The organism is uncultured Devosia sp. (genome assembly GCF_913055165.1).
GTDB lineage: Bacteria > Pseudomonadota > Alphaproteobacteria > Rhizobiales > Devosiaceae > Devosia.
In genome coordinates this window covers 33,092-53,634 of sequence record NZ_CAJXJS010000022.1, presented here as the reverse complement: position 1 = coordinate 53,634, position 20,543 = coordinate 33,092, and the positions used below count along the sequence as shown (strand labels likewise).

Sequence of the window (20,543 nt, the reverse complement as noted above, 5' to 3'; positions counted from 1 at the left end):
CCCCAATGCCTGAACTGGCACAGAACGAATTCTGGAAAGATTTGAAGCCTATCACCAGGGTGTTCCAGCCCGATGCCCTGCCCGAGGTTTATCTGGCCGATGCGCCGACCGAGGACGAGCGCTTCTATGTGCCCTTCACCGAAACGGTCTCCTCGCGCCCCCTGTGGATTTCGCCAACCCAGAACAAGTGGTGCGACATCCTCATGGCCAAGAAGGCGGGGCTGGTGAACCGACATTATCACCCGCACGAAGTCTTTGCGCTGACGCTATCCGGCAAGTGGGGTTATCTCGAGCATGACTGGACAGCCACCAAGGGCGATTTCGTCTACGAAACGCCAGGCGAGGGCCATACGCTAGTCGCCTATGAGCACGAGGAGCCGATGAAAGTGTTTTTCACCGTCACCGGGCCGCTTATCTGGCTGGACGAGAATGGCGAGCCCGACGGTTATTTCGACGTTCACAACTACATCGCCATGTGCCGCGAACACTATGACAAGGTCGGCATCGGCGCGAATTATGTGAACTCGCTGTTTAGGTAGGCCGGCAAAAGGACTTGCCTTGAGAAGAGGCCCTGCAGGTGGACGCCTGCAGGGCCTCTGCCTTCCTGCCTCGGACGAGGCTGGAATTACGCGCTCATGCCACCATCGGCCATGATCATCGAGCCTGTCGTGAAGCTCGACATGTCGGAAGCAAGAAACAGTACTGCGCGCGCCACTTCCTCGGCGCTGCCATGGCGGCCCAGGGGTATGATCTCGTTGAAGAACTCTGTCCCGTCTCGGCCGATTTCTTGGCCCAGGCCCTGCTCCACTCGCAGCTGGAAGTCATTGTCGATCGGACCAGGATGGACGGTGTTGACGCGGATGTTGCGCGGCGCCAGCTCCTTGGCCAGGCAGCGCATCAGCCCGACCTGGGCATGCTTGGCGGTGATATAGGCATAGACGCCCGGATCTCCACGGATCGCTGCCACGCTAGAGGTGATAACGAAGCTGCCGCCCGAGCGCATCAGCGGGGTGAAGTGCTTTGCCATGAGGAAAGCCCCACGCACATGCACGCCATGGACCGCCTCAAATGTATCGAGCGGGTAGTCGGCAATGGGCGCGACCGTACCGAAATTGCCGGCATTGGAAAACACCACGTCCACATGGCCGAAGTGATCAATGGTCCGGGCCGCCAGTTTTGCGACATCGTCGGGACGCGACACGTCGGCCGCAACCAATTCGACCTCCCCTTCAGTAAGGCTGGCGCGCGCTCTCTCGAGCGCGGCTAGGTCAAGATCGGAAAGGACGAGCCTCGCCCCCTCCTCCAGCATCAGCCGCGCCGTTGCGCTGCCAATCGAACCGGCCGCGCCGGTGATGACGGCAACTTTCCCCTCCAGCCCCATCATGATCAGATCGGGTAATGGATCGGGCCGTCCTGAACGGTCATCCAGCGCAGCTCGGTAAATTCGGCAATACCCCAATTGCCCCCGAAGCGGCCGTAGCCCGAGGCCTTGACTCCGCCGAAGGGCATCTGCGCCTCGTCGTGCACGGTGGGGCCGTTGACGTGGCAAATGCCGCTTTCGATCCGGCGGGCGACGGCCAAGGCCCGGTTGACATCCTTGCCGAAGACCGCGGAGGAGAGACCATATTCGGTGTCATTGGCGACGCGCACGGCCTCATCGATGGAGCCGACCCGCACCACTGTCACTACCGGACCAAAGGATTCCTCAGCATAGATGCGCATCGAGGGCGTGACCTTGTCGAGCACTGTCGCATCGATCAGCGTGCCTTCAATCTTGCCGCCGGCGGCCAGCACCGCGCCCTTGCCCACGGCGTCCTTGACCAATTGGTCGATGCGGGTTGCGGCGGTTGCATCAACCACCGAACCAAGCGGCGTCTGGCCCTTGACCGGATCGCCGGCGACGAGGGTCTTGGCCTTGGTCGCGAGTTTTTCGACAAATTCGTCAGCGACAGTGTTGTCGACGACTATGCGCTCGGTCGACATGCAGATCTGGCCCTGGTTCATATAGGCTCCGAAGGCCGCCGCTGCGACCGCCTCGTCGAGGTCGGCATCATCGAGCACAATGAATGGGGCTTTGCCGCCCAGTTCGAGCAGGGCAGGCTTGAGGTGGCGACCGGCCTTTTCTGCGATGATGCGGCCTACGCGGGTCGAACCGGTGAAGTTCACACGGCGTACCGCCGGGTGAGCGATCAGGGCCTCGACGATTTCGGCGGCATCCTGCGGCGCATTCGAAACAGCGTTGAGGGCACCCTTGGGCAGGCCGGCCTCAAGCAGGCTCTCGACAATCAGACGATGCGTGCGCGGGCAGAGCTCGGAGGTTTTCATCACGACTGTATTGCCGCAGGCCAGCGGCGTCGCCAACGAGCGAACACCGAGGATGACCGGCGCATTCCAGGGCGCCATGGCCAGAACCACGCCGGCGGCCTGACGCACGGCCATGGCCGTAGAGCCTGGCCGGTTGGAGGGTACGATCTCGCCCTTGATCTGAGTCACCAGACTGGCGGCCTCACGCAGCATGTCGGCCGCCAGCATGACGTTGAACATGGCCCAGCCGGCGGTAGCGCCGATTTCGGCGCCCATGGCGGCGACGAAAAGTGGACCCTTTTCCTCAAGCACATCGGCTGCCTTAAGCAGGATCTTGCGACGCTCCTTGGGGGAGGACTTCGACCAGGTCGGAAAGGCCGCTGCAGCGGCATCGGCGGCGCGCTGCGCGTCGTCCACCGTGGCCGCTGCGGCAAGGGTTGCCACTTCGCCGGTGATAGGATTCAGGCGTTCGAAGACGCCGCCACCGGTTGCCTGTTGATCTTCATTGCCAATGAGCAAGCCCAGTTGGTCCATTGCTCTTCTCCTTACTACTGACTGCTGTTAAGCGGCTGCGCCGCCAAGGAATGCCTGTTGCACTGCCGGGTCGGTCTTGAGCGCCTCGGCAGAATTTTCACCTGTTATGCGGCCCGCCTCCATGAGGTAGCCGCGATCGGAAATCGACAGCGAGATCGAGACGTTCTGCTCGACCAGCAGCAGGCCGACGCCGGTCTGCTTGACCCGTTTCAATGCCCCGAACAGTTCGGTGACCACGATTGGCGCCAGGCCAAGGCTCGGCTCATCGAGCATGAGAAACCTGGGATTGCTCATCAGCGCCCGCCCGATAGCCACCATCTGCTGTTCTCCCCCCGACATGGTTCGCACCAATTGGCTCCTGCGTTCGGCGAGGCGTGGAAAGAGGTCATAGATCAGACCATGACGCTCGGCCTCGCTAGTGCGGGCGCGTCTCGGATTGGCGCCGAGCAGCAGGTTTTCCTCCACCGTAAGGTCTCCGAAAACGCCGCGTCCTTCGGGCACCAGCGCAATACCCGCCTCGGGGATTAGGTGCGGCTTTGTGCCAAGGATCGTGGTGCCGTCGAGCGTCAGGACAGATCCCGGTTCCGGCTTCTGGAGCCCGGCAATGGCCTTGAGCAGCGAGGATTTTCCTGCGCCGTTAGCCCCTAGGATGACCACGGTTTCGCCTTCGGCAATGCTGATATTGATGCCGTTGAGCGCCAAGTGGCGGCCATAGCGAAGCGAGAGGTTTTGGGTCTCAAGCATGGCCCTCTCCCAGATAGGCGGAAATCACGGCTGGGTCGGCCAACACATCGGCTGTCGGACCGTCAGCGATTTTTGTGCCGACATTCATCACCACGGTCCGGCTGCACAATGCCCGCACCGCCTCCATGATGTGTTCGACGAGCAGCACGGTCATGCCGCGCTGGCCCAGCGCCGTGATCAGGTCGATGCCGGTGCGCAATTCGGTCGGGTTGAGCCCGGATAGCCATTCGTCCAAGAGTAGCAGGCGCGGCTCGGCCGCCAGCGCACGCGCCAATTCCATACGCTTTTGGTCGATATAGGTCAGGTCATTGGCGTGTTCGCCGCCACGCCCGCCAAGGCCAACTTCGGCGAGCAATTCCTCGGCGCGTTCTTCCGCTGCCCGTCCCCAGAGGTGGTTTGGACGAAAGGCCAGAGCGGCGATGACATTTTCCGCCACGCTGAGCGAGGGCAGGATACGCACCAGTTGGAAGGTTCGCGCCACGCCCTTGTGGGCGATACGGTTGGGCGCGAGACCTGCAATGTGCTCGCCCGACAATGCAATTACGCCGGAAGTGGGAGCGAGGGCACCCGAGATCATGTTGAGCACGGTGGTCTTGCCCGAGCCATTAGGGCCGAGCAGTGCGACGGTTTCCCCCTCGGCGATGGAAAAGCTCACATCGTTGACGGCGGTCAGGCCCCCGAACTGCTTTCTGAGGTTTTGGATGTCGAGAAGCGAGGTCATCAGGCAGCCTCCCCCCGGCGTTTGAGACGCGCCCATCCATCCTCGATCCCGGCGAGTACGCCGCGCGGCACCACAAAGACGATGGCAATGAAAAGAAGGCCGAGGATGATCGAATAGTGGTTGGGGAAATTGGCGCTGAGCCATTCGAAGAGGAGGAATAGCGGGATCGCCCCCAGCGCCGGGCCCCAGAGCCGGTTGGCCCCACCCAGCAGCGCCATGATCAGCGTCAGGAAGGAGATGGTGGGATTAAAGACGATCGCGGGTTCGACATAGGTCCAGCGCGGCGCCTGGATGGCACCCACCAGCGTGATGATGGTAGCGCTCACCGCAAAGAGCGCGAGTTTCACCCCGGCAATGTTGATGCCGGTATGGCCGGCCACCGTCTCGTCATCACCGATAACCTTGAGGGCCAGGCCCAGTCGCGAGCGGGAAATCAGCCAACCGATGGCGATGGTCCCGGCGGCCACGGCAAGCAATTGCCAGTAGATCTGTTCGGCGGTTATGGGCAGGAAGATGTAGCGACCCAAAGTGCCGGTGACATTGACCTCATACCAGGTGACGAGCTGGCGGATGAGTTCGGCCAGGCCAAAGGTAAAGATGACGAAATAGACGCCGGCGAGCCTGAGGGTCGCCAGCCCGACGATGAGCGCCACGGCAAGGCCAATCACAGCCGCCACCAGCAGAACCGCCCAATAGGGCAAGGTTTCGCTCAGGACCGCCACTGTATAGGCACCGATGCCGAAAAAGGCGACCGTGGCCAGCGACACATAGCGGGTCGGCCCCGAGAACAGCGCCCAGGCGCTGGCCAGCGCGACGTAGCCGGTCATGCCCAGCAATAGGCCGACGCCATAGGCGCCGAGCTGAGTTGGCATCCAGGCCAGGGCCGCGAGGCCCAGGATAGCAAGCATTAAGCCGAGAATGGTGCGGGTCATCGTCCGGCAGCCTTTCCGAACAGGCCCGCAGGCTTCCACAGAAGCACCACGAGGAAGAGGCAATAGGTGGCGGCGAGTGTCAGCCCCGGGTCGACGTAGGTAGCGACCAGGGTTTCGACGACGCCCAGCAGCAACCCGGCGATGAGCGCGCCCATGAGATTGCCGAGTCCCCCCATGATGACGATGACCAGCGCCTTCATGGTGAAGACTACGCCCATGGAGGCATTGAAAGTCTGATACATGGAGATCATCACCCCGCCCGAGGCGGCCAGCATGGTGCCCAGCGCAAATGCGAACCGGGCTGTACGGTTGACGTCGATCCCGACCAACGGCGCGGCATCGGGGTTGACGGCAATGGCGCGGATGGTTGTCCCCCAGCGGGTGCGGGTCAGCACGAAGAACAGGGTCGCCCCGATTATGATCGCAAGAGCGAAGGCGAGCAGCCGGTTGGCGGCGACATTGGCGCCCAGCACATTGATGCCGGTATTGAGGAAATTGTAACTGGTGTAGTTCGAGCCAAAGGTCACCAGCATGATGCCCTGGATGACGAAGAGAAGGCCGAAAGTGGCCAGGATTGAATCCACTTCCAGCGTACCGGTCTTTTTCGAGCGGGTGACCAGGGGCTGCATCATCACACCGTAGATGAGGTAGCCGCAGGCAAAGGCGGCCGGCAGGACAATGCCGAGGCCCAGGATCGGGTTGATCCCGAAGGTGGAGAAAAGCAGGAAAGCGGCAAAGGCGGCAAAGATCAGGATTTCGCCATAGGCGAGATTCATGATGCGCGAGATGCCGTATTGGAGCGTCAGTCCCATGGCAACCAGCGCATAGGTGCCCCCCAGAACCAGCCCCGTTATCAGTGTCGAGATCATTCTTGTCTTTCTCCCGCCGCCGGGCGTGCCCTCATTCCGGCCTCCCCTGAAGAAGGGGGCTGAAAGAGCATACCGATTCGGCTCCCTCCCCCCTTTCAGGGGGAGGGTTGGGTGCGTGTAGTGGTTACTGCGCCGGCCAGGGAGCTTTAGGCAGCCTGGGCGCGACCGCGCCTTCGCGATCAGCCGGAGCGACGGCGACGAAGACGCCATCCTGCCACTGACCACCAAGCCAGAGCGTGCGTAACTGATTGTCCTCGAGCTTGGTCTCGCCCAGCACGGTCTCGAAGGTGCCGGTGGAGAGCTCCTGGGAAACTGCCTCCCGATCAAGACCCTGGCGCCTAATCGCTTCCTGCAGCATCTGCAGGCTCGCATAGGTCACCACCGACCCCCACCAGTCCGGCGCCTGGCCGATGAAATCGGTGTGGCGGGCCCGATAGTCCATCACCGCCACATTGTTCGGGTCGATGCCACCCAGGCTCATGATGCCTTCGATCTTGTCGCCATTATTGGCCTGGTAGACCGGAAATCCCACGCCCACACCCATATAAAGAACCTTGGGATTGTATTGGGCAACCTGGGCCTGCTGGGTGAGCGCAAATGTGTCGGGCGGATAGGAGAAGGCGACGAAGGTGTCGGCGCCAGAAGCGGCTGCTTCGTTCAGCATGGGGGTGAAGTCGGTGGTGCCCACCGGATAGGTCACGTCATAGACGATGTTGAGGCCGCCGTCGGCAAAGGACTGGCGGGCGGCGGTGATGAGGTCGATACCAAAACCGTCGGCTACCGAAATGACGGCAACGTCGTTGTTAATAGTGCCGGCGGCCTTCTGGTCGTTGAGGATCTGGGCCAGGGCCTCGGTATAATCGTGGCCACCGCCAAGCAGCCAGAAGCTCTTTTTCCACCGCTCGACGAATTCGGGCGCCTTGTCAGTCACGGCCGAGACTGCGAGCTGCGGATAGCCGAAACGGTCAAACAGGGGCGCCACGGCAAGATTGAAACCAGTACCCCAGGGAGGCAGGATGAAATCGACCTGATCCTGAGTGGCCAGGCGCTCAACGGCACGCACCACTTCCTCTGAGGCCGAGCGGTCGTCGTACTCCACCACTTCGATGGGCAGGCGGGTGCCGTCGGGCAGTTCGAGACCACCAGCCTCGTTCACGTCGTGCACCCAGAGCTGGTAATTGGGCAGAGTGGTGATGCCGGCGCCGCCGGCATTGGCGCCGGTCTTGGAAATGGCATAGCCGATCTTGACCGATGTGCGATCCTGAGCCGACACGGCAGCCACGCCAACACTGGCGAGCAGGGTCGCGGCAAGACCTATGGCGCGCAGGGCGGACCTGCGGGAAAATAGAGTCATGGGTTCCTCCTGTGGGCCCTGTTTCGGGCCGATCGTGCCGGGAGTTTTTCAGTTGTTATCCGGCCACTAAACGAACGCTACACGCCAAAGGCCCCCGACAAGAATAGACTTTTTGCGGAGAAACTTGTACTTTTACCGCAAATTGGAGGATCACATGCCTAGAGCGGATACCAATTCCGGCTTGCGCCCGCTGGTCGAGTTGGCCCGGGAACTGGACGGCCAAGTGATCGCCACCACGCTCGATACCACGCGCTGGACTCTACCGGGCGGCCAGAATTGCGTCTTCGTGCTGATCGCGGGATCGGGAACGGTGACAACCGGCGATGAGGCCGTTCCCTTGCAGGCACCGAACCTGATCTGGATTCCTGCCAGCCGGCGTGCCGAACTGATGTTGCTGGCGGGCTCGCGCGGGGCATTGTTGACTATGTCCGATACCGCATTGGGTCAGATCGCGTTGCCCGGCCATATTGCCGAGGACATGCGGCGCTTTGCGGCCAGGCCGCAACTGGGGACCCGGATAGAGCGCGACGTTGCCGCGCGGCTGGCCACCCTCTTCACTTTGATGACCGAGGAACTGCGCGCCAATTCCTCCAGTTCGGAGGAAATGGTTCGGCACCAGTTGGCCATTGTCGCACTTCTGCTCTGGCGCACCTCGGAGCTGGCGCCCTCATCTGCCCGTCCAGCCCCTCGCACCATTGTCAGCAATTTTCTCTCCATGGTCGACCAGCAGATGCGCAGCCATTGGTCGGTAACCCATTATGCGCGCTATCTGGGGGTGAGCGTCGACCGGCTGACCAGCGCGGTGCAGCGTGCTACCGGACAAACCCCGCTTATGCTGATCCATGCGCGGCTCTTTGCCGAGGCCCGGCAGATGATTGAGAATTCGGGCCTGCAAATCGCTGAAATTTCAGCCCATCTCGGTTTTGAGGATCCGGCCTATTTTTCCCGCTTCTTCAAGCGGCTGAGTGGCAAGTCACCAAGACAATACCGCCTAGGCGCGGCAATGAGCCAGGTGCGCGATGGCGGGTCCTATGCGGCCTGGCCATAAATCGAGCTGTTCTGACGCCTTTTGACCCGCCGCCCTAAGGCGATGCACACCTACCTGATCGAAGTGCGTTGGCGCGCGGTCGGAAATCGGCTTTGTGTGCCAGAACCAACTGCCGGCGCCAGTCATCCCGCGAGGAACCGGCGCCGCTACGCTTCCAACCCACTGCCCTTCAACGGCTATGGCGCCGGCGCCAGGATTCAAACTCTTCGGTGAATGCGTCTTTGGTCTTCGGGTAAAGGCCGATAACGGGTGTGCCCGACTTGACCTTTTCGACCACAAAGTCCTCGTACGCCGTCATTTCAAGCGCTTCATCGGCCACCTCAACCGCAATGGATTGTGGGATGACGATGACGCAATCGTCGTCTCCAACAACTATGTCACCGGGGAATACGGCGACATCGCCGCAGCCTATCGGCACGTTGAGGTCAAGTGCTTCATGAAGAGTGAGATTGGTCGGGCTTGACGGGCGCGTGTGATAGGCAGGAATATCCAGCGCACCAATGGTGGCTGCATCACGGAAGCCGCCATCAGTGACCACACCGGCGACGCCCCGCACCATCAATCGCGTCACAAGGATGTCACCAGCTGAGGCCGCGCGAGGATCCTTGCGGCTGTCCATAACAAGCACGTGCCCTGCAGGACAGGTTTCCACCGCTACGCGTTGTGGGTGTTCGGGATTGCGGAACACCGACAACTGGTTGCGATCCTCGCGGGCCGGGATGTAGCGCAAAGTAAAGGCGGGACCGACCATGTTGACGCCCTTGGCGCTGACGGGATGGACCCCCTGAATGACCTGATTGCGCAGGCCGCGCTTGAACAACGCCGTCGCCAATGTCGCAACCGAGACTCTCATAAGCTTGGCCCGCACTGAGGCGTCCATTTGCGTACTCCTTTAATCCAGCCCGTTCTGGGCAATGAACCGATCGAGCTTGAGCTGCTGCGCCGGCGCCAGGGGCCAGGCCGAAGGTGGCCGGGTGGGGCCGCAATCGCGGCCAAGCGCCTGCAAGGCGGCTTTCACGCCGGTGACATTGGTGCCGCTCATTTCCTCGGCCCGGATCTCCTCAAAGGCCTTCATCTCATTGATAAGCACGTTGGCCGCAGCATAGTCGCCGGCCTCAAGCGCCGCATGAATTGCAACGGACCGCTCTGGCCAAACATTGATGAGGCCCGAGGTGAAGCCACGCGCACCAACGGCATAGAAGACCGGTGCCCATATCTCGGCCAGGCCGCCGACCCAAACGATATCGGGACTGCATGCAGCCTTCGCCTCGGCGAGCCTGAGCGGATTGGGCGTCGCCCATTTGACGCCCTTGACCTGCGGCACCGCACAGAGATCGGCGATCGCCCCGGTCCCGATGGCGTCGTTGCGCAGATAGAGCATCATGGGCAGGCCATCAGAAGCGTCGGCTATGGCCTTGAGATAATCCACGATTCCTCGGGGTGAAACGAAGGGGTCCGGCGGCTGGTGCACCATGAGCGCCGTCGCGCCAGCTGCCGCAGATGTTTTCGCCAGCACGATGGCATCCCTGATACCTCGCCCAACACCGGCCAACACAGGAGCCCTCTTATCAACCAGTTCGACTACAGCCTCCACCATGATCGAGGCCTCATCGATGGTCAGCGCATAGAATTCACCGGTATTGCCGTTGATCACCGGCATGTGCAGGCCCGCGCCAAGGGCTCGGTCCAGAATTGGCTTGAGCTTTGACGGCGCGACATTGCCGTTGTCATCGAACGGCGTGACGAGAATACCAGAAATGCCGCGGAGCGCTTCGTCCAGAGAGAGAGCCATTAGTCCTGGCCTTTCCTAATATATGTCCGGTTCGCCGGCAGCCCGTCCGAAATCGCGTTCGAGGAAATCGAAGTCGCAGCCCTTGTCAGCTTGCGTCACGTGCCTGGAGTACAACCAACCCCAGCCCCGCTCGAAACGAGGAGCCGGAGGCGACCAGGCGGCACGGCGGCGTTCGATCTCTTCCTCGGCAACCAGCATGTCGAGCCGTCGATTAGGCAGATCGAGCCGCACTATGTCTCCGGTCTGCAGAAGTGCCAGGGGGCCTCCCACGAAGCTCTCCGGGGCGACATGCAAGACGCAGGCCCCATAGGAGGTGCCCGACATGCGCGCATCAGAGATGCGCAGCATGTCGCGATACCCCTGCCTGATCAGCGTCCTGGGAATAGGAAGCATCCCCCATTCCGGCATGCCCGGCCCACCTTGAGGTCCGGCATTGCGCAGAACCAGGACGTGATCAGGCGTGACATAGAGGTCTTCATCATCAATCGCCCGTTTCATCTCGGGATAGGAGTCGAAGACCAGTGCGGGGCCTTGATGCGTGTAAAATTTTGGATCGCAGGCGGCCGGTTTGATGATGGCCCCATCCGGACAGAGGTTGCCGCACAATACGGCAACCGAGCCTTCATGATAGACTGGATTGGACAGCGGCCTGATGACGTCGTCATTGTAGACAACGGCCGATTTGATGTTCTGCCCCAGGGTATGCCCATTGACGGTAAGGGCCCGGGTATCGAGCCGGTCGGCGAGCTGCTGCTCCAGCGCCAAAAGGCCTCCGGCAAAATAGAAATCCTCCATCAGATAGCCTTTGCCTGAAGGCCGGACATTGGCGAGCAGCGGTGTGCTGCGTCCCAGGGCATCCAGATCATCAAGGGTGAGTTCAACACCAGCGCGTCGGGCCATGGCAATCAGGTGGACGACCGCATTGGTCGAACAGCCGGTGGCCATGGCGACTATTGCCGCATTGCGGACGGCAGCTGCTGTCACAATCCGGTCCGGTGTCAGGTCTTCCCAGACCATGTCGACAATGCGTCGGCCGCAATCGGACGCCATGCGGCTATGGGCCGAGTCCACGGCCGGAATAGAGGAGGCGCCGGGCAAAGTCAGGCCCAGCGCATCGGCGATTGCCGTCATGGTCGAGGCGGTGCCCATGGTCATGCAAACCCCGGCGGAACGGGCAATGCCGCCTTGCAGCCCCTGCCATTGTTCGTCGCTGACATTGCCCGCCAGGCGTTCGTCCCAGTATTTCCAGGCGTCGGAGCCCGAACCCAGCGCCTGACCGGCATAATTTCCGCGCAGCATCGCTCCGGCAGGAAGATAGATCATCGGCAGACCTGCAGTCAGCCCACCCATCACCAGACCCGGCGTGGTCTTGTCACAACCGCCCATCAACACAACGCCATCGAGCGGGTGTGAGCGGATCATCTCCTCCGCTTCCATGGCAAGCATGTTGCGATAGAGCATGGAGGTCGGCTTGGTGAAACTCTCGTCGACCGAGAGGGTCGGGAGTTCCACCGGAAACCCGCCAGCCTGCAGCACGCCACGTTTCACGGATGCGGCCCGTTCCGGAAAATGGCTGTGACAGGAATTGAGTTCTGACCAGGTATTGAGGATGCCGATCACAGGCTTGCCCATGAAGTCAGCCTCCGAGAAACCCAGCTGCATCAAGCGGGACCGGTGCCCAAAGCTGCGCAGGTCATCGGGTGCGAACCAGCGCGCAGATCGCAACCGGGCAACATCTTTGCGGACACCCTCAACCATATGCACCTCCATTAAGCTATGTATGCGCATACATCTCGCGATGTCAAACTCGATGCTGACTAATCTTGTTCTATTTCAGGGATTATATGTGCAAAGTAAGCAGAATTTCCTTGAACATAAGAATGCGCATCCATTACTAATGCAGGGTAGCATTGTCCGAGACTGCGTCCAGCGGTGATCTGGGCAAACCTTGCTGGCATAGCCCAGTCAAAAACGGAATATTGGTGTGGCAACCCGAACTCGGATTTCATCGCAGACAAAGCGGGGCGGCGTCACCATGGCGGAGATCGGCCAGCTGGCGGGAGTCTCACAAGTCACAGTGTCCCGGGCGCTATCTTCGCCGGGTAAGGTATCCCCCGAGACACTCAAGCGCATTGAGGATGCCATCGCCCGCACCGGCTATGTGCCCAATGCCGTCGCCGGGGCCCTGGCATCGCGGAAATCCAATCTGATCGCGGCTCTCGTCCCCTCGGTCACCAATATCGTCTATGCAAGCGTGCTCCATGCATTTTCCGAGATCATGTGGGGCCACGGCTACCAGATCATGCTCTCCGAGACCGGCCTGCAGCCTGATCGGGAAGAAAAGGCCATTGCCGCGCTTCTTTCACGGCGGCCTGATGCCATTCTCCTGACAGGGGTTCACCACTCTGCGCAGGCGCGGCGCATGCTGCTCAATGCCGGCATTCCGGTGGTGGAAATCTGGGACATGTCGGATACGCCGATCGATTGCTGTGTTGGCTTCTCGCACAGTGACGCCGGCCGGGCAGCCGCTGACTTCGCTGTTCAATGGGGATACGAAACGGCCGCCACAATCACCGCTGGGGACGACCGTGCGCTCCGTCGTCGGGACGCGTTCACGAGCCGGTTCGAGACCGTGACGCGCAGCAAAGTGCAAGCGATGGACTTTGACGTACCCGCCACCCTGGGCCTTGGGCGGGAGGCGATGGCGAAGCTGATCGAGCTCAGCTTGCCTCCTCGATCGGTCGTTTTCTGCAGTTCCGATCAATTTGCGCAGGGTGCGTTGGTCGAAGCCGGGGTGCGGGGCCTCACGGTTCCAGACGATGTGGCAGTTATCGGATTCGGTGATCAGGAATACGCGGCCAGCTCGGCCCCTGCCCTGACCAGCGTGCGGATTGACCGGCAAGTTTTGGGAAGAACGGCCGCCGAAGCTCTGCTGACGCGCTTTTCTGAGGGCCCAGGGGCGCATTTGGTAAAAGATATCGGCTTTCAGATCATTCGCCGCCAGTCGGCGTAAAAGTTCTGTCATCCGTCGGCCGGAAGCACCCACTCAAATAGCCGGCACTTGACGATTGTCAAACCGAGATTTTTCTCCCGACCTAGGCTGACTGGACACAAACCCTTGGCACCAGTCTAGGAGGATCGATTGTCCAAGAGCGTAAGAAACCACATCATGGCGGGGGTCGCCGCCATAGTTCTCGTCGGCGGCGTTGCAACGTTTGTTGCTCCGCTGGCCCTCGCACAGAATGGACAGGGCCAGCAAAATGGACAGGGCGAACCGGGCGGCAACGACTCTGCCGGCCCCGGGGGGCAAGGTCCCGCAGACCAGGGCGGGCGCCCCGATGCAGCGGGCGATGAAGTGGAATCCGATGGTCGTGGCCCGCAATACGGCCAGCCCGAGGAAGGCGAAGACCAGGGGGGCAAGCCCGTCTGGGGGCAGGAGGGCATACCGGAGGTAGAGTTGGGACGGCTCAGCGTCATCCGGAGCCCGGACGCAACACTTGATCGAGCTCTGGCGGAGGTGGTCGCAAACTTCGACCCCGCAACCATGTCCGTCTACTACGAGATGAGTGCAGCCACCTTCTCCGACACGATGGAGCAGAGCTGGGACACCGTGACGATCATCGACTCCCCTCTGGAAAACCTGGCCCTGCTCACCGAGCTCTGGACCACAGGTGACGTCAGTCTCCCAGGGATCGATGTGCCGGAAGACAATACCATGGTCGATCTGGCTGCCATTTTCATCGGTGTGGCGTCCGACAAGACCCTTCCGGTTTCCAACGCCACCGTGCTGGCTCTGGCGACGATCATTGGCGTGTCGCTGCCAACCGATACGCTGCAGGATATCGCCGACAAGGCGGAAGATGTCCGTCTCGCCGTTCTGGTCGGCCACGGCTGACGCGAGGCAAGAGAGACCCAGGCTTGCGACCCTGCGAGCCTGGGCTATCGCACTGTCTGCCGCCTCGATGGTTGCCGGCAGCAAGGCGCGGACCGGACGATCCGCGCCATCCATTTGTCCAGGGACTCGACAACTGCCAGTCCTGACGGTTGACCGACAGGCTGCGATCGACCCGTGTCTAGTTCCAGTTCTGGCGACGATGCTCCCAAGGCGTCACGGTGCCGTCGCCATCGGCATCTGCACCCCGGTGATGGGTCTCCGCGGCGGCGAGGAATTCCTCCTTTGTCACCGCTCCGTCGGTGTCGGCATCAAGGGCCGCAAAACGCTCCTGCTTCTGCTGTTGCTGCGCAGCCTGACGATCAGGGTTGTAGCCGAGCTGCGGGCCCATGCGGACCGACAGGTACTCGTCCAGGGTGAGGACACCGTCATCATCGGCGTCCATGGCAGTGAACACCTCGTCCGCCGCCGAGGCGGCCTCTTCGGTGCTGACGACGCCATCGTCATTTGCGTCAATCATCGTGTAGCGCCCGCGGCCAGGTTGCCCCATCATCATGCCGGGACCATAGCCAGGCTGCATGTGTCCATAGGGTGCAGGCCATCCGCCATACCCAAATCCAGCACCTGGTTGCGCATGCGCCAAGGTTGGCACGGCGACAAGAACGGCGACAAGTCCGAGGTGAAGTCTGCGAAACATTCTCAACACTCCTTGCATTGAACAATCAATACATTAGGGCGGTTGGTTCATCAGACTTTGACGACCGTCAAAGAACCGGAGGTCTATTCCACCGAACGGCCGGACTGCGGGATATTGAAGTCGCAGTTTTCTTGCTAGGTGACCCTCATACAGGCACGCGGGGACCGGTGCCTTGGCGTTCGGCCCATCCATCGACCAAGGGCCCGACGACGCCGACCACTGAGGTCACGTCCTCCTGCTCGGCGGTTGAATTTTGGTATCGACGGCTACGTGGAATTCAATAGACTTGATGATGCAATCGGCCACCGGGATAGCGCCGAACCAAGGGAGGAATAATCGTGGACCACCAGGAAGATGCCGGGCTCGACTTCATTGAGGGTTTCTCGCTGCTGGCCGGCGCAATCTGGATCATTGGAGCTCTGGTTCTCGCCGCCATGGTGCTGATGGGACAAGGTCGCGTTTAGCCCATACGCGCCGTGGCAACGGCTTCAAAATCCTCGACGCGGTCCGGGCAAGCTGAATAGAAGGCGCCCAATCGCACATCCACCGCCAAGGCAGCGCGCCGACAAGCATCCAGCGCGAGAGCGTGGTCGGAGCCGGCTACCAGTACGTTGATCAATTGGCCATGAGCCTGTTCCAGGACGGCAAAGGCCGGACTCTGCCTTACCGCCGCGTCTCCGACCAGAATGTGGATAGGCTCGCGCTCGCTCATGCCTTTGAGGTCGACTGCCCCTGCCGGGAGGAACGCCAACTGCGGGGCGGCAGCGGCGGTGTCTGCCGTAACCAGAATGTCGTATCCAACGATGCGGCAGGCGCCTTCGATACGGCTGGCGACGTTGACTGTGTCCCCTATGCACGAATAGTCGAAACGCCGCTCAAACCCGACATTGCCCACGAGGGCGGGTCCTGTTGAGATGCCGATTCCAATTGCGATGGGCTCGCTGCCCGAGGCGTTCAGACGGTCCAACGCCTGGCGCATCGCCAAGGCGGCGGCACAGGCGCGCTCAGCATGACACTCCACGTCGACCGGTGCATTCCAGAACGCCATGATGGCGTCCCCCATGAACTTGTCGATCGTGCCCTGCTGCTCGACTATGGCTGACCCGAGAGCGGCGAACAGCCTGTTGAGGATGCCTACCAGCCTGGGGGGCGTGGTTCGTTCGGCAAGGGCCGAAAAATTCCGCACATCGGAGAACATGACCGTCAGTTCGCGGAGGTCGCCGCCGAGCTTGAGCAAGCGAGCATCGTTCTCAATGCGCGCCAAGAGGGATGGTTCTACGTAATGGGCGAAAGCGCGGCGAATACGGCGCCTGTCGGCATCTGTGACGGCAAAGCGGAAGAACACCATCGCGGCATACAGCAGCAGCGCGCCGAGAAGCGCAAAACTGGGGTCGATCAGGAGGCGAGGTTGAGTAAAAGCCCACCAACTGGTGCCCAGAAGCAAGGTGCTGGTGACCAGGGAAACGATGAGCCCAACAATCGGGCCAGTCAGGGTGACCGCCAAGACGATCAGCGAGCCGGCAAGTGCGAAGAGCACCATCTCCAGACCGCCCACCCAGTCTGCCCGGTTGAGGAATACGCCCGTCAGCATCTGCTCAAGGGCCTGGGCGTGAATGGAGACACCGGGTACCGCCACGCCGAGCGCGCTGGCGCGGATGTCGAGCAGCCCGCTGGCGGATGCACCAATCAGCACGATGTGGCCGGCGACCAGCGGCGCCAAGTCCCGGTAGTCCTCGGACAGCAGATCGCTTGCCGAGACATAGATGTCAGCCGGAAGATGCCGGTAATACAGCCAGAGGTCTCCGCTTGGTCCAGTGGGAATGGCAAAATCACCGATGCGGAGCTGTTCGACGGTCCCTGCCCCCACGCTGTCGCCAATGACAACCAATGTGGAAACGCCCAGCGCAACCCGGAGGGCCTCTACGGACAACGCGGGCAGCACCGTGTCTCCGTTGTGCCAAAGCAAGGGAAGGCGTCTGGCAACCCCGGCGCCGTCCTGATCAAGGCTGGCGACGCCAAACCCCTTTGCCGCCTGAGCCAACACGGGCAGCGGTTGGGTCGCACCACCCAGCTGAGGCAAGTGCCGAAGGGGATTTTCTCCCGTCATGGCGACACCAGACTTGGGCGCCAAATCGGTAACCGAAGCCAGACGGCTTTGCGCGAGACTCAGGACGGTAGGTCCGCTCGACAATGCCGCGGCGAATGTGGTGTCGAAATCCTCGCCAAAACCGGTGATGGAAGACGGCGAAAGGCGGTCCGGTTCGCTGAAAAGCAGGTCAAACACGACCGCGCCGGCGCCGAGTTCGGTCAGGCGGCGGGTCATGGCCGCCATACGGGAGCGCGGCCAGGGCCACTGCCCCAGCTCTGCCAGCGACGGCTCGTCAATATTAATGATGCGAATGGGCAGGTCCGGGGGTGACGCTCGCGGCTGCAGCTGCTGGAAGACATCGAAGGTCGTTTCCCGCGCCACCCGAAGCGCAAAAGGATCGGCCGCACGCCACAGTGTCAGCCCGGCGATGAGCGCCAGACCGAACAAGAGCGCCAGCCATTCGCGCCTGCCCATGCCTAATTGTACCGACTGCCAGCGGCGACCGGCCGGCTGCGAACCTCACGGCGGAAATCGCTCGGCGTCATGCCGGATAGCTTGCGAAAGGACTTGTTGAACGCGCTGAGAGAGCCAAACCCGCTATCCATGGCCACTGCCAGGACGCTGGCTTCATCGCCCATAAGTAGGGCCTGCGCATAAGACAGGCGCATGAGGTTGATATAGTCGTTCAAGGTCATGCCGGTGCACTTCTTGAAGACTGTCATGGCGTATTTGGGGTGAACATCAGCGGCGACGGCAATATCGACGGAATCGATCTCCTCGCGGAAGTGGTCGGCAATGAAGTCACAGATGCGAACGACAATTGGCGGGGTATGCTGATCGAGCCCACCATTGTCCGCGACTGTGCCGGTCTCGGGGAGCAGCCGATAAGGCGAAAAGCGAAGGCGCTCGATCCTCAGCAGCAGTTCGTCCACCGCTACACTGGCCTTCATTGGATCGCCGGACCGTGCGTAACTCACCCAACGCTCAAAATTGACGGGATCTGCGGCGTCGGTGGCACTTGAGACCAGAGTAGCGCCCTGCATCAGCCGGGCTTGAACCTCGGATGGCAGGCGCAGCCTGAAGAAGTGGACGAGCGGCAGGTGCCCCCCGGCATAGATGAGGTCCTCAGACGCATCGTCCAGTCGATGCGGACGTCCGCCCCAGAACAAGGCAAACTCCCCGGCTTCAAACCGGGCCTCATAGCCGGCCATCTGATAATGTGCCCAGCCGCGCACGACATAGTTGACCTCGACCTGCGCGTGCCAGTGATTGGCGCGCATCAGGGGCGGCGAGGTATGAAACATCTGCAGCTCGGTTGGGGCGCGTTCCACACCGTTGGTCCGAGGCTCATAGAAGAGACGAGTGTCCATCTTACTTTCCGCCCGGTCCGCATACCCGAAATCGGGGTATCCCTCTGACGGGCGGGTTAACTTAGAAATCACGCGGCGCAAGAGCAATTGAAAAGCTTGTCTTTAGACAGGCCGTTCGCGCCAGCCGGGCAACGCCCTGGCGAACCTTGAGGAAATGACATGACCGAAACCAAGATCCGCTGGGGCATTATTGGCCCGGGCAGCATCGCCAAGGCGTTCTGCGGCGGCCTCAACGACAGCGAACATGGCGTGCTGGCGGCCATTGCAACGCGCAATCCCGACAAACCGGGGCTGAAGGAAGCCTTTCCGGAAGCCCGGATTGTCCATGGCTATGAGGCACTGCTAGCGGACAAGGAAATCGACGCCATCTATGTGGCGGTGCCGCACACAGGACATGCGGAGTGGGCCATCAAGGCGGCCGAGGCAGGCAAGCACGTTCTGGTGGAGAAGCCCCTGGCGCTCAGCGCGCACGAGGCCGATGCCGTGTTCCATGCGCACCGGAAGGCAGGCACCTTTGCGGGCGAGGCATTCATGTATCGCGTCCATCCGCAGACGGCCAAGCTGATCGAGCTGATCGAGTCCGGCGCTATCGGCGAGATACGCATGATCCAGTCCAGTTTCGGGTTCTCGATGGGCAGGTTCCAACCCGAGCACCGGCTGTTTGCCTCGGCGCTGGCCGGCGGCGGCATAATGGATGTCGGGTGCTACCCCGTGTCAATGGCGCGGCTCCTGGCTGGCATTGCCGGCGGCAAGCCCTTTGCCGAGCCGGTCAAAGTTTCCGGCACGGCCAAACTTAACGCCGAGGGAACCGACGATTGGGCTGCGGCCCTGCTGACGTTCGAAAGCGGTATCGTTGCGCAGGTAAGCTGTGCGGTGATGGCTAATCTCGACAACGTCCTGCGCATCCACGGGTCGGAGGGGCGGATCGAAGTCCCCGAGTTCTGGTTTGCCAACGGCAATCGCGACCAGGGGCTTGGCCGGATCGACGTCATCACGGGCGGCAAGACCGAGACCATCAGCGTCGGTGCGGAACCGCACCTCTACTCTTACGAGGCAGAGGCGGCATCGCTGGCCATCCTCGCCGGCAAGCAGGAATTCGACGAGCCCGGCATGAGCTGGAACGACACCCTGGGCAATCTGCGTGTTCTCGACAAATGGCGCGCCGATTCCGGCATCGAGTTCTCCGTCGAGAAGTCGGTCAACCGCGTGCGCACCCTGGACAACCGCACCCTCGGCGCCAATGAGGGTATTATCCCCAAGCGCTCCATTCCCGGGCTGTCAAAGCCCGCCTCGGCGGTGGCACTGGGCTTTGAGGACTTCAAGACCTTCTCGTCCGGCGCCATCCTTCTGGACGCCTTCTGGGAAAAGGGTGGCAACATCTTTGACACGGCCTTCATCTACGGCGGTGGCTACACCGAAAAGCTGTGGGGCGAGTGGCAGAAGCGGAGCGGCGTGCGGGAACAGGCCGTGGTCATCGGAAAAGGCGCTCATTCGCCGCTGGTCTATCCAGACGTCATCGCCAAGCAGCTCACACAATCGCTGGATCGGCTGCAGACCGACTATGTCGACATCTATTTCATGCATCGCGACAATCTCGATGTGCCAGTGGGCGAGTTCGTCGACGCCATGGATGCGGAGGTTAAAGCCGGGCGCATTCGCGGACCCTATGGCGGATCGAACTGGACCAAGGAGCGCATGGACGAGGCGATTGCCTACGCCAAGGCCAATGGCAAGGCGGCGCCGCGGGCGTTGTCGAATAATTTCGCGTTGGCTGAGATGCTCGACCCGATCTGGGCGGGATGCGTGACGGCGGCGACGCCGGACTTCAAGCAATGGCTGATTGACCGGCAGGTGACCAATTTCTCCTGGTCGAGCCAGGCCCGCGGCTTCTTCACCGAGCTGGCCGGGCGGGACAAGCGCGACAATGAGGAACTGGTTCGCTGCTGGTATAACGACCAGAATTTCGGCAGACGTGACAGGGCCTTAGAGCTGGGCAAGCAGCTTGGTCACTCGCCCATTCACATCGCCCTAGCCTATGTGCTGGCGCAGCCATTCCCGAGTGTTCCGCTGATCGGACCGCGCCGTCTGATCGAGCTTGAGGACAGTCTGAAAGCGTTCGAGATCAAGCTGACGCCGGAGCAGGTGCGCTGGCTGGAACACGGCTGATCGACCTTGCGGGGGCCTGGACCTGCTCCAG

Annotated in this window: 19 protein-coding genes; 6 read left to right on the top strand and 13 right to left on the bottom strand. The window is 61.6% G+C overall.

What is annotated here, in order from left to right; all coding sequences use genetic code 11:
• Positions 1–5 precede the first annotated feature (5 nt).
• Positions 6–539 carry a 2,4'-dihydroxyacetophenone dioxygenase family protein gene (locus QZ564_RS09440; RefSeq protein WP_297108368.1) on the top strand — a complete coding sequence of 178 codons (534 nt, stop codon included), beginning with the start codon at positions 6–8 and terminating at the stop codon, positions 537–539.
• 86 nt (positions 540–625) lie between these two features.
• On the opposite strand, the gene QZ564_RS09435 is transcribed toward QZ564_RS09440, so the two are convergent.
• The 7 genes from QZ564_RS09435 to QZ564_RS09405 form a co-directional block, all read right to left on the bottom strand.
• Positions 626–1,384 carry an SDR family oxidoreductase gene (locus QZ564_RS09435; protein WP_297108365.1) on the bottom strand — a complete coding sequence of 253 codons (759 nt, stop codon included), beginning with the start codon at positions 1,382–1,384 and terminating at the stop codon, positions 626–628.
• A gap of 2 nt (positions 1,385–1,386) precedes the next feature.
• Positions 1,387–2,838, bottom strand: a complete 1,452-nt coding sequence (locus tag QZ564_RS09430; RefSeq protein WP_297108362.1) for an aldehyde dehydrogenase — start codon at positions 2,836–2,838, stop codon at positions 1,387–1,389.
• A gap of 27 nt (positions 2,839–2,865) precedes the next feature.
• The gene (locus QZ564_RS09425; protein WP_297108359.1) at positions 2,866–3,582 is read right to left on the bottom strand and encodes an ABC transporter ATP-binding protein; all 717 of its coding nucleotides are present in this window, start codon (positions 3,580–3,582) and stop codon (positions 2,866–2,868) included.
• Positions 3,575–4,303 (bottom strand): ABC transporter ATP-binding protein, encoded by a 729-nt coding sequence (locus QZ564_RS09420; RefSeq protein ID WP_297108356.1) that lies wholly within the window; start codon positions 4,301–4,303, stop codon positions 3,575–3,577. The genes QZ564_RS09425 and QZ564_RS09420 overlap by 8 nt, the downstream gene beginning before the upstream one ends.
• The gene (locus QZ564_RS09415) at positions 4,303–5,211 is read right to left on the bottom strand and encodes a branched-chain amino acid ABC transporter permease (RefSeq protein WP_297108387.1); all 909 of its coding nucleotides are present in this window, start codon (positions 5,209–5,211) and stop codon (positions 4,303–4,305) included. Before QZ564_RS09415 ends, QZ564_RS09420 begins: the two co-directional genes overlap by 1 nt.
• 20 nt (positions 5,212–5,231) lie before the next feature.
• Positions 5,232–6,104 (bottom strand): branched-chain amino acid ABC transporter permease, encoded by an 873-nt coding sequence (locus QZ564_RS09410; RefSeq protein ID WP_297108352.1) that lies wholly within the window; start codon positions 6,102–6,104, stop codon positions 5,232–5,234.
• Positions 6,105–6,228: 124 nt separating this feature from the next.
• The gene (locus QZ564_RS09405; RefSeq protein WP_297108349.1) at positions 6,229–7,458 is read right to left on the bottom strand and encodes an amino acid ABC transporter substrate-binding protein; all 1,230 of its coding nucleotides are present in this window, start codon (positions 7,456–7,458) and stop codon (positions 6,229–6,231) included.
• A gap of 154 nt (positions 7,459–7,612) precedes the next feature.
• Between QZ564_RS09405 and QZ564_RS09400 the strand changes: the two genes are divergently transcribed.
• Entirely contained in the window at positions 7,613–8,506 is an 894-nt protein-coding gene (locus tag QZ564_RS09400) for a helix-turn-helix domain-containing protein (protein ID WP_297108346.1), read from the top strand.
• Positions 8,507–8,675: 169 nt separating this feature from the next.
• Here the strand turns inward: QZ564_RS09400 and QZ564_RS09395 are convergent, their stop codons facing one another.
• Genes QZ564_RS09395 through araD form a run of 3 tightly spaced genes read right to left on the bottom strand, consistent with a single transcriptional unit; the run spans position 8,676 to position 12,056 of the window.
• Positions 8,676–9,386 carry a ribonuclease activity regulator RraA gene (locus QZ564_RS09395; RefSeq protein ID WP_297108343.1) on the bottom strand — a complete coding sequence of 237 codons (711 nt, stop codon included), beginning with the start codon at positions 9,384–9,386 and terminating at the stop codon, positions 8,676–8,678.
• Positions 9,387–9,398: 12 nt separating this feature from the next.
• Positions 9,399–10,298, bottom strand: coding sequence for a dihydrodipicolinate synthase family protein (locus tag QZ564_RS09390; protein ID WP_297108340.1), 900 nt, complete (start codon positions 10,296–10,298; stop codon positions 9,399–9,401).
• A gap of 15 nt (positions 10,299–10,313) precedes the next feature.
• Positions 10,314–12,056, bottom strand: coding sequence for an L-arabinonate dehydratase (gene araD / locus QZ564_RS09385; RefSeq protein ID WP_297108337.1), 1,743 nt, complete (start codon positions 12,054–12,056; stop codon positions 10,314–10,316).
• Between the two features lie 226 nt (positions 12,057–12,282).
• On the opposite strand from araD, the gene QZ564_RS09380 reads away from it, so the two are divergent.
• Together QZ564_RS09380 and QZ564_RS09375 are read left to right on the top strand one after the other, a co-directional pair.
• Positions 12,283–13,311, top strand: coding sequence for a LacI family DNA-binding transcriptional regulator (locus QZ564_RS09380; RefSeq protein ID WP_297108334.1), 1,029 nt, complete (start codon positions 12,283–12,285; stop codon positions 13,309–13,311).
• A gap of 129 nt (positions 13,312–13,440) precedes the next feature.
• Positions 13,441–14,193 (top strand): hypothetical protein, encoded by a 753-nt coding sequence (locus QZ564_RS09375; RefSeq protein WP_297108331.1) that lies wholly within the window; start codon positions 13,441–13,443, stop codon positions 14,191–14,193.
• A gap of 178 nt (positions 14,194–14,371) precedes the next feature.
• Here QZ564_RS09375 and QZ564_RS09370 read toward each other — a convergent pair whose 3' ends face one another.
• Positions 14,372–14,887, bottom strand: a complete 516-nt coding sequence (locus QZ564_RS09370) for an EF-hand domain-containing protein (protein ID WP_297108327.1) — start codon at positions 14,885–14,887, stop codon at positions 14,372–14,374.
• Between the two features lie 338 nt (positions 14,888–15,225).
• Between QZ564_RS09370 and QZ564_RS09365 the strand changes: the two genes are divergently transcribed.
• Complete coding sequence (locus QZ564_RS09365) at positions 15,226–15,351, top strand: hypothetical protein (protein WP_297108324.1); 126 nt, start codon at positions 15,226–15,228, stop codon at positions 15,349–15,351.
• Here QZ564_RS09365 and QZ564_RS09360 read toward each other — a convergent pair.
• The gene (locus QZ564_RS09360) at positions 15,348–17,450 is read right to left on the bottom strand and encodes an adenylate/guanylate cyclase domain-containing protein (protein ID WP_297108322.1); all 2,103 of its coding nucleotides are present in this window, start codon (positions 17,448–17,450) and stop codon (positions 15,348–15,350) included. The genes QZ564_RS09365 and QZ564_RS09360 overlap by 4 nt on opposite strands.
• Positions 17,451–17,452: 2 nt before the next feature.
• Positions 17,453–18,346: a helix-turn-helix domain-containing protein gene (locus QZ564_RS09355; RefSeq protein WP_297108319.1), complete on the bottom strand. Its 894-nt coding sequence runs from the start codon at positions 18,344–18,346 to the stop codon at positions 17,453–17,455.
• Between the two features lie 159 nt (positions 18,347–18,505).
• Between QZ564_RS09355 and QZ564_RS09350 the strand changes: the two genes are divergently transcribed.
• Positions 18,506–20,512, top strand: a complete 2,007-nt coding sequence (locus tag QZ564_RS09350; protein ID WP_297108316.1) for an aldo/keto reductase — start codon at positions 18,506–18,508, stop codon at positions 20,510–20,512.
• The last annotated feature ends 31 nt before the right edge of the window (positions 20,513–20,543 follow it).

Coding starts and splice junctions, on each gene's coding strand:
- QZ564_RS09440 (WP_297108368.1), top strand. CDS start 6: ATGCCTGAACTGGCACAGAACGAATTCTGGAAAGATTTGAAGCCTATC.
- QZ564_RS09435 (WP_297108365.1), bottom strand. CDS start 1,384: ATGATGGGGCTGGAGGGGAAAGTTGCCGTCATCACCGGCGCGGCCGGT.
- QZ564_RS09430 (WP_297108362.1), bottom strand. CDS start 2,838: ATGGACCAACTGGGCTTGCTCATTGGCAATGAAGATCAACAGGCAACC.
- QZ564_RS09425 (WP_297108359.1), bottom strand. CDS start 3,582: ATGCTTGAGACCCAAAACCTCTCGCTTCGCTATGGCCGCCACTTGGCG.
- QZ564_RS09420 (WP_297108356.1), bottom strand. CDS start 4,303: ATGACCTCGCTTCTCGACATCCAAAACCTCAGAAAGCAGTTCGGGGGC.
- QZ564_RS09415 (WP_297108387.1), bottom strand. CDS start 5,211: ATGCTTGCTATCCTGGGCCTCGCGGCCCTGGCCTGGATGCCAACTCAG.
- QZ564_RS09410 (WP_297108352.1), bottom strand. CDS start 6,104: ATGATCTCGACACTGATAACGGGGCTGGTTCTGGGGGGCACCTATGCG.
- QZ564_RS09405 (WP_297108349.1), bottom strand. CDS start 7,458: ATGACTCTATTTTCCCGCAGGTCCGCCCTGCGCGCCATAGGTCTTGCC.
- QZ564_RS09400 (WP_297108346.1), top strand. CDS start 7,613: ATGCCTAGAGCGGATACCAATTCCGGCTTGCGCCCGCTGGTCGAGTTG.
- QZ564_RS09395 (WP_297108343.1), bottom strand. CDS start 9,386: ATGGACGCCTCAGTGCGGGCCAAGCTTATGAGAGTCTCGGTTGCGACA.
- QZ564_RS09390 (WP_297108340.1), bottom strand. CDS start 10,298: ATGGCTCTCTCTCTGGACGAAGCGCTCCGCGGCATTTCTGGTATTCTC.
- araD (WP_297108337.1), bottom strand. CDS start 12,056: ATGGTTGAGGGTGTCCGCAAAGATGTTGCCCGGTTGCGATCTGCGCGC.
- QZ564_RS09370 (WP_297108327.1), bottom strand. CDS start 14,887: ATGTTTCGCAGACTTCACCTCGGACTTGTCGCCGTTCTTGTCGCCGTG.
- QZ564_RS09360 (WP_297108322.1), bottom strand. CDS start 17,450: ATGGGCAGGCGCGAATGGCTGGCGCTCTTGTTCGGTCTGGCGCTCATC.
- QZ564_RS09355 (WP_297108319.1), bottom strand. CDS start 18,346: ATGGACACTCGTCTCTTCTATGAGCCTCGGACCAACGGTGTGGAACGC.
- QZ564_RS09350 (WP_297108316.1), top strand. CDS start 18,506: ATGACCGAAACCAAGATCCGCTGGGGCATTATTGGCCCGGGCAGCATC.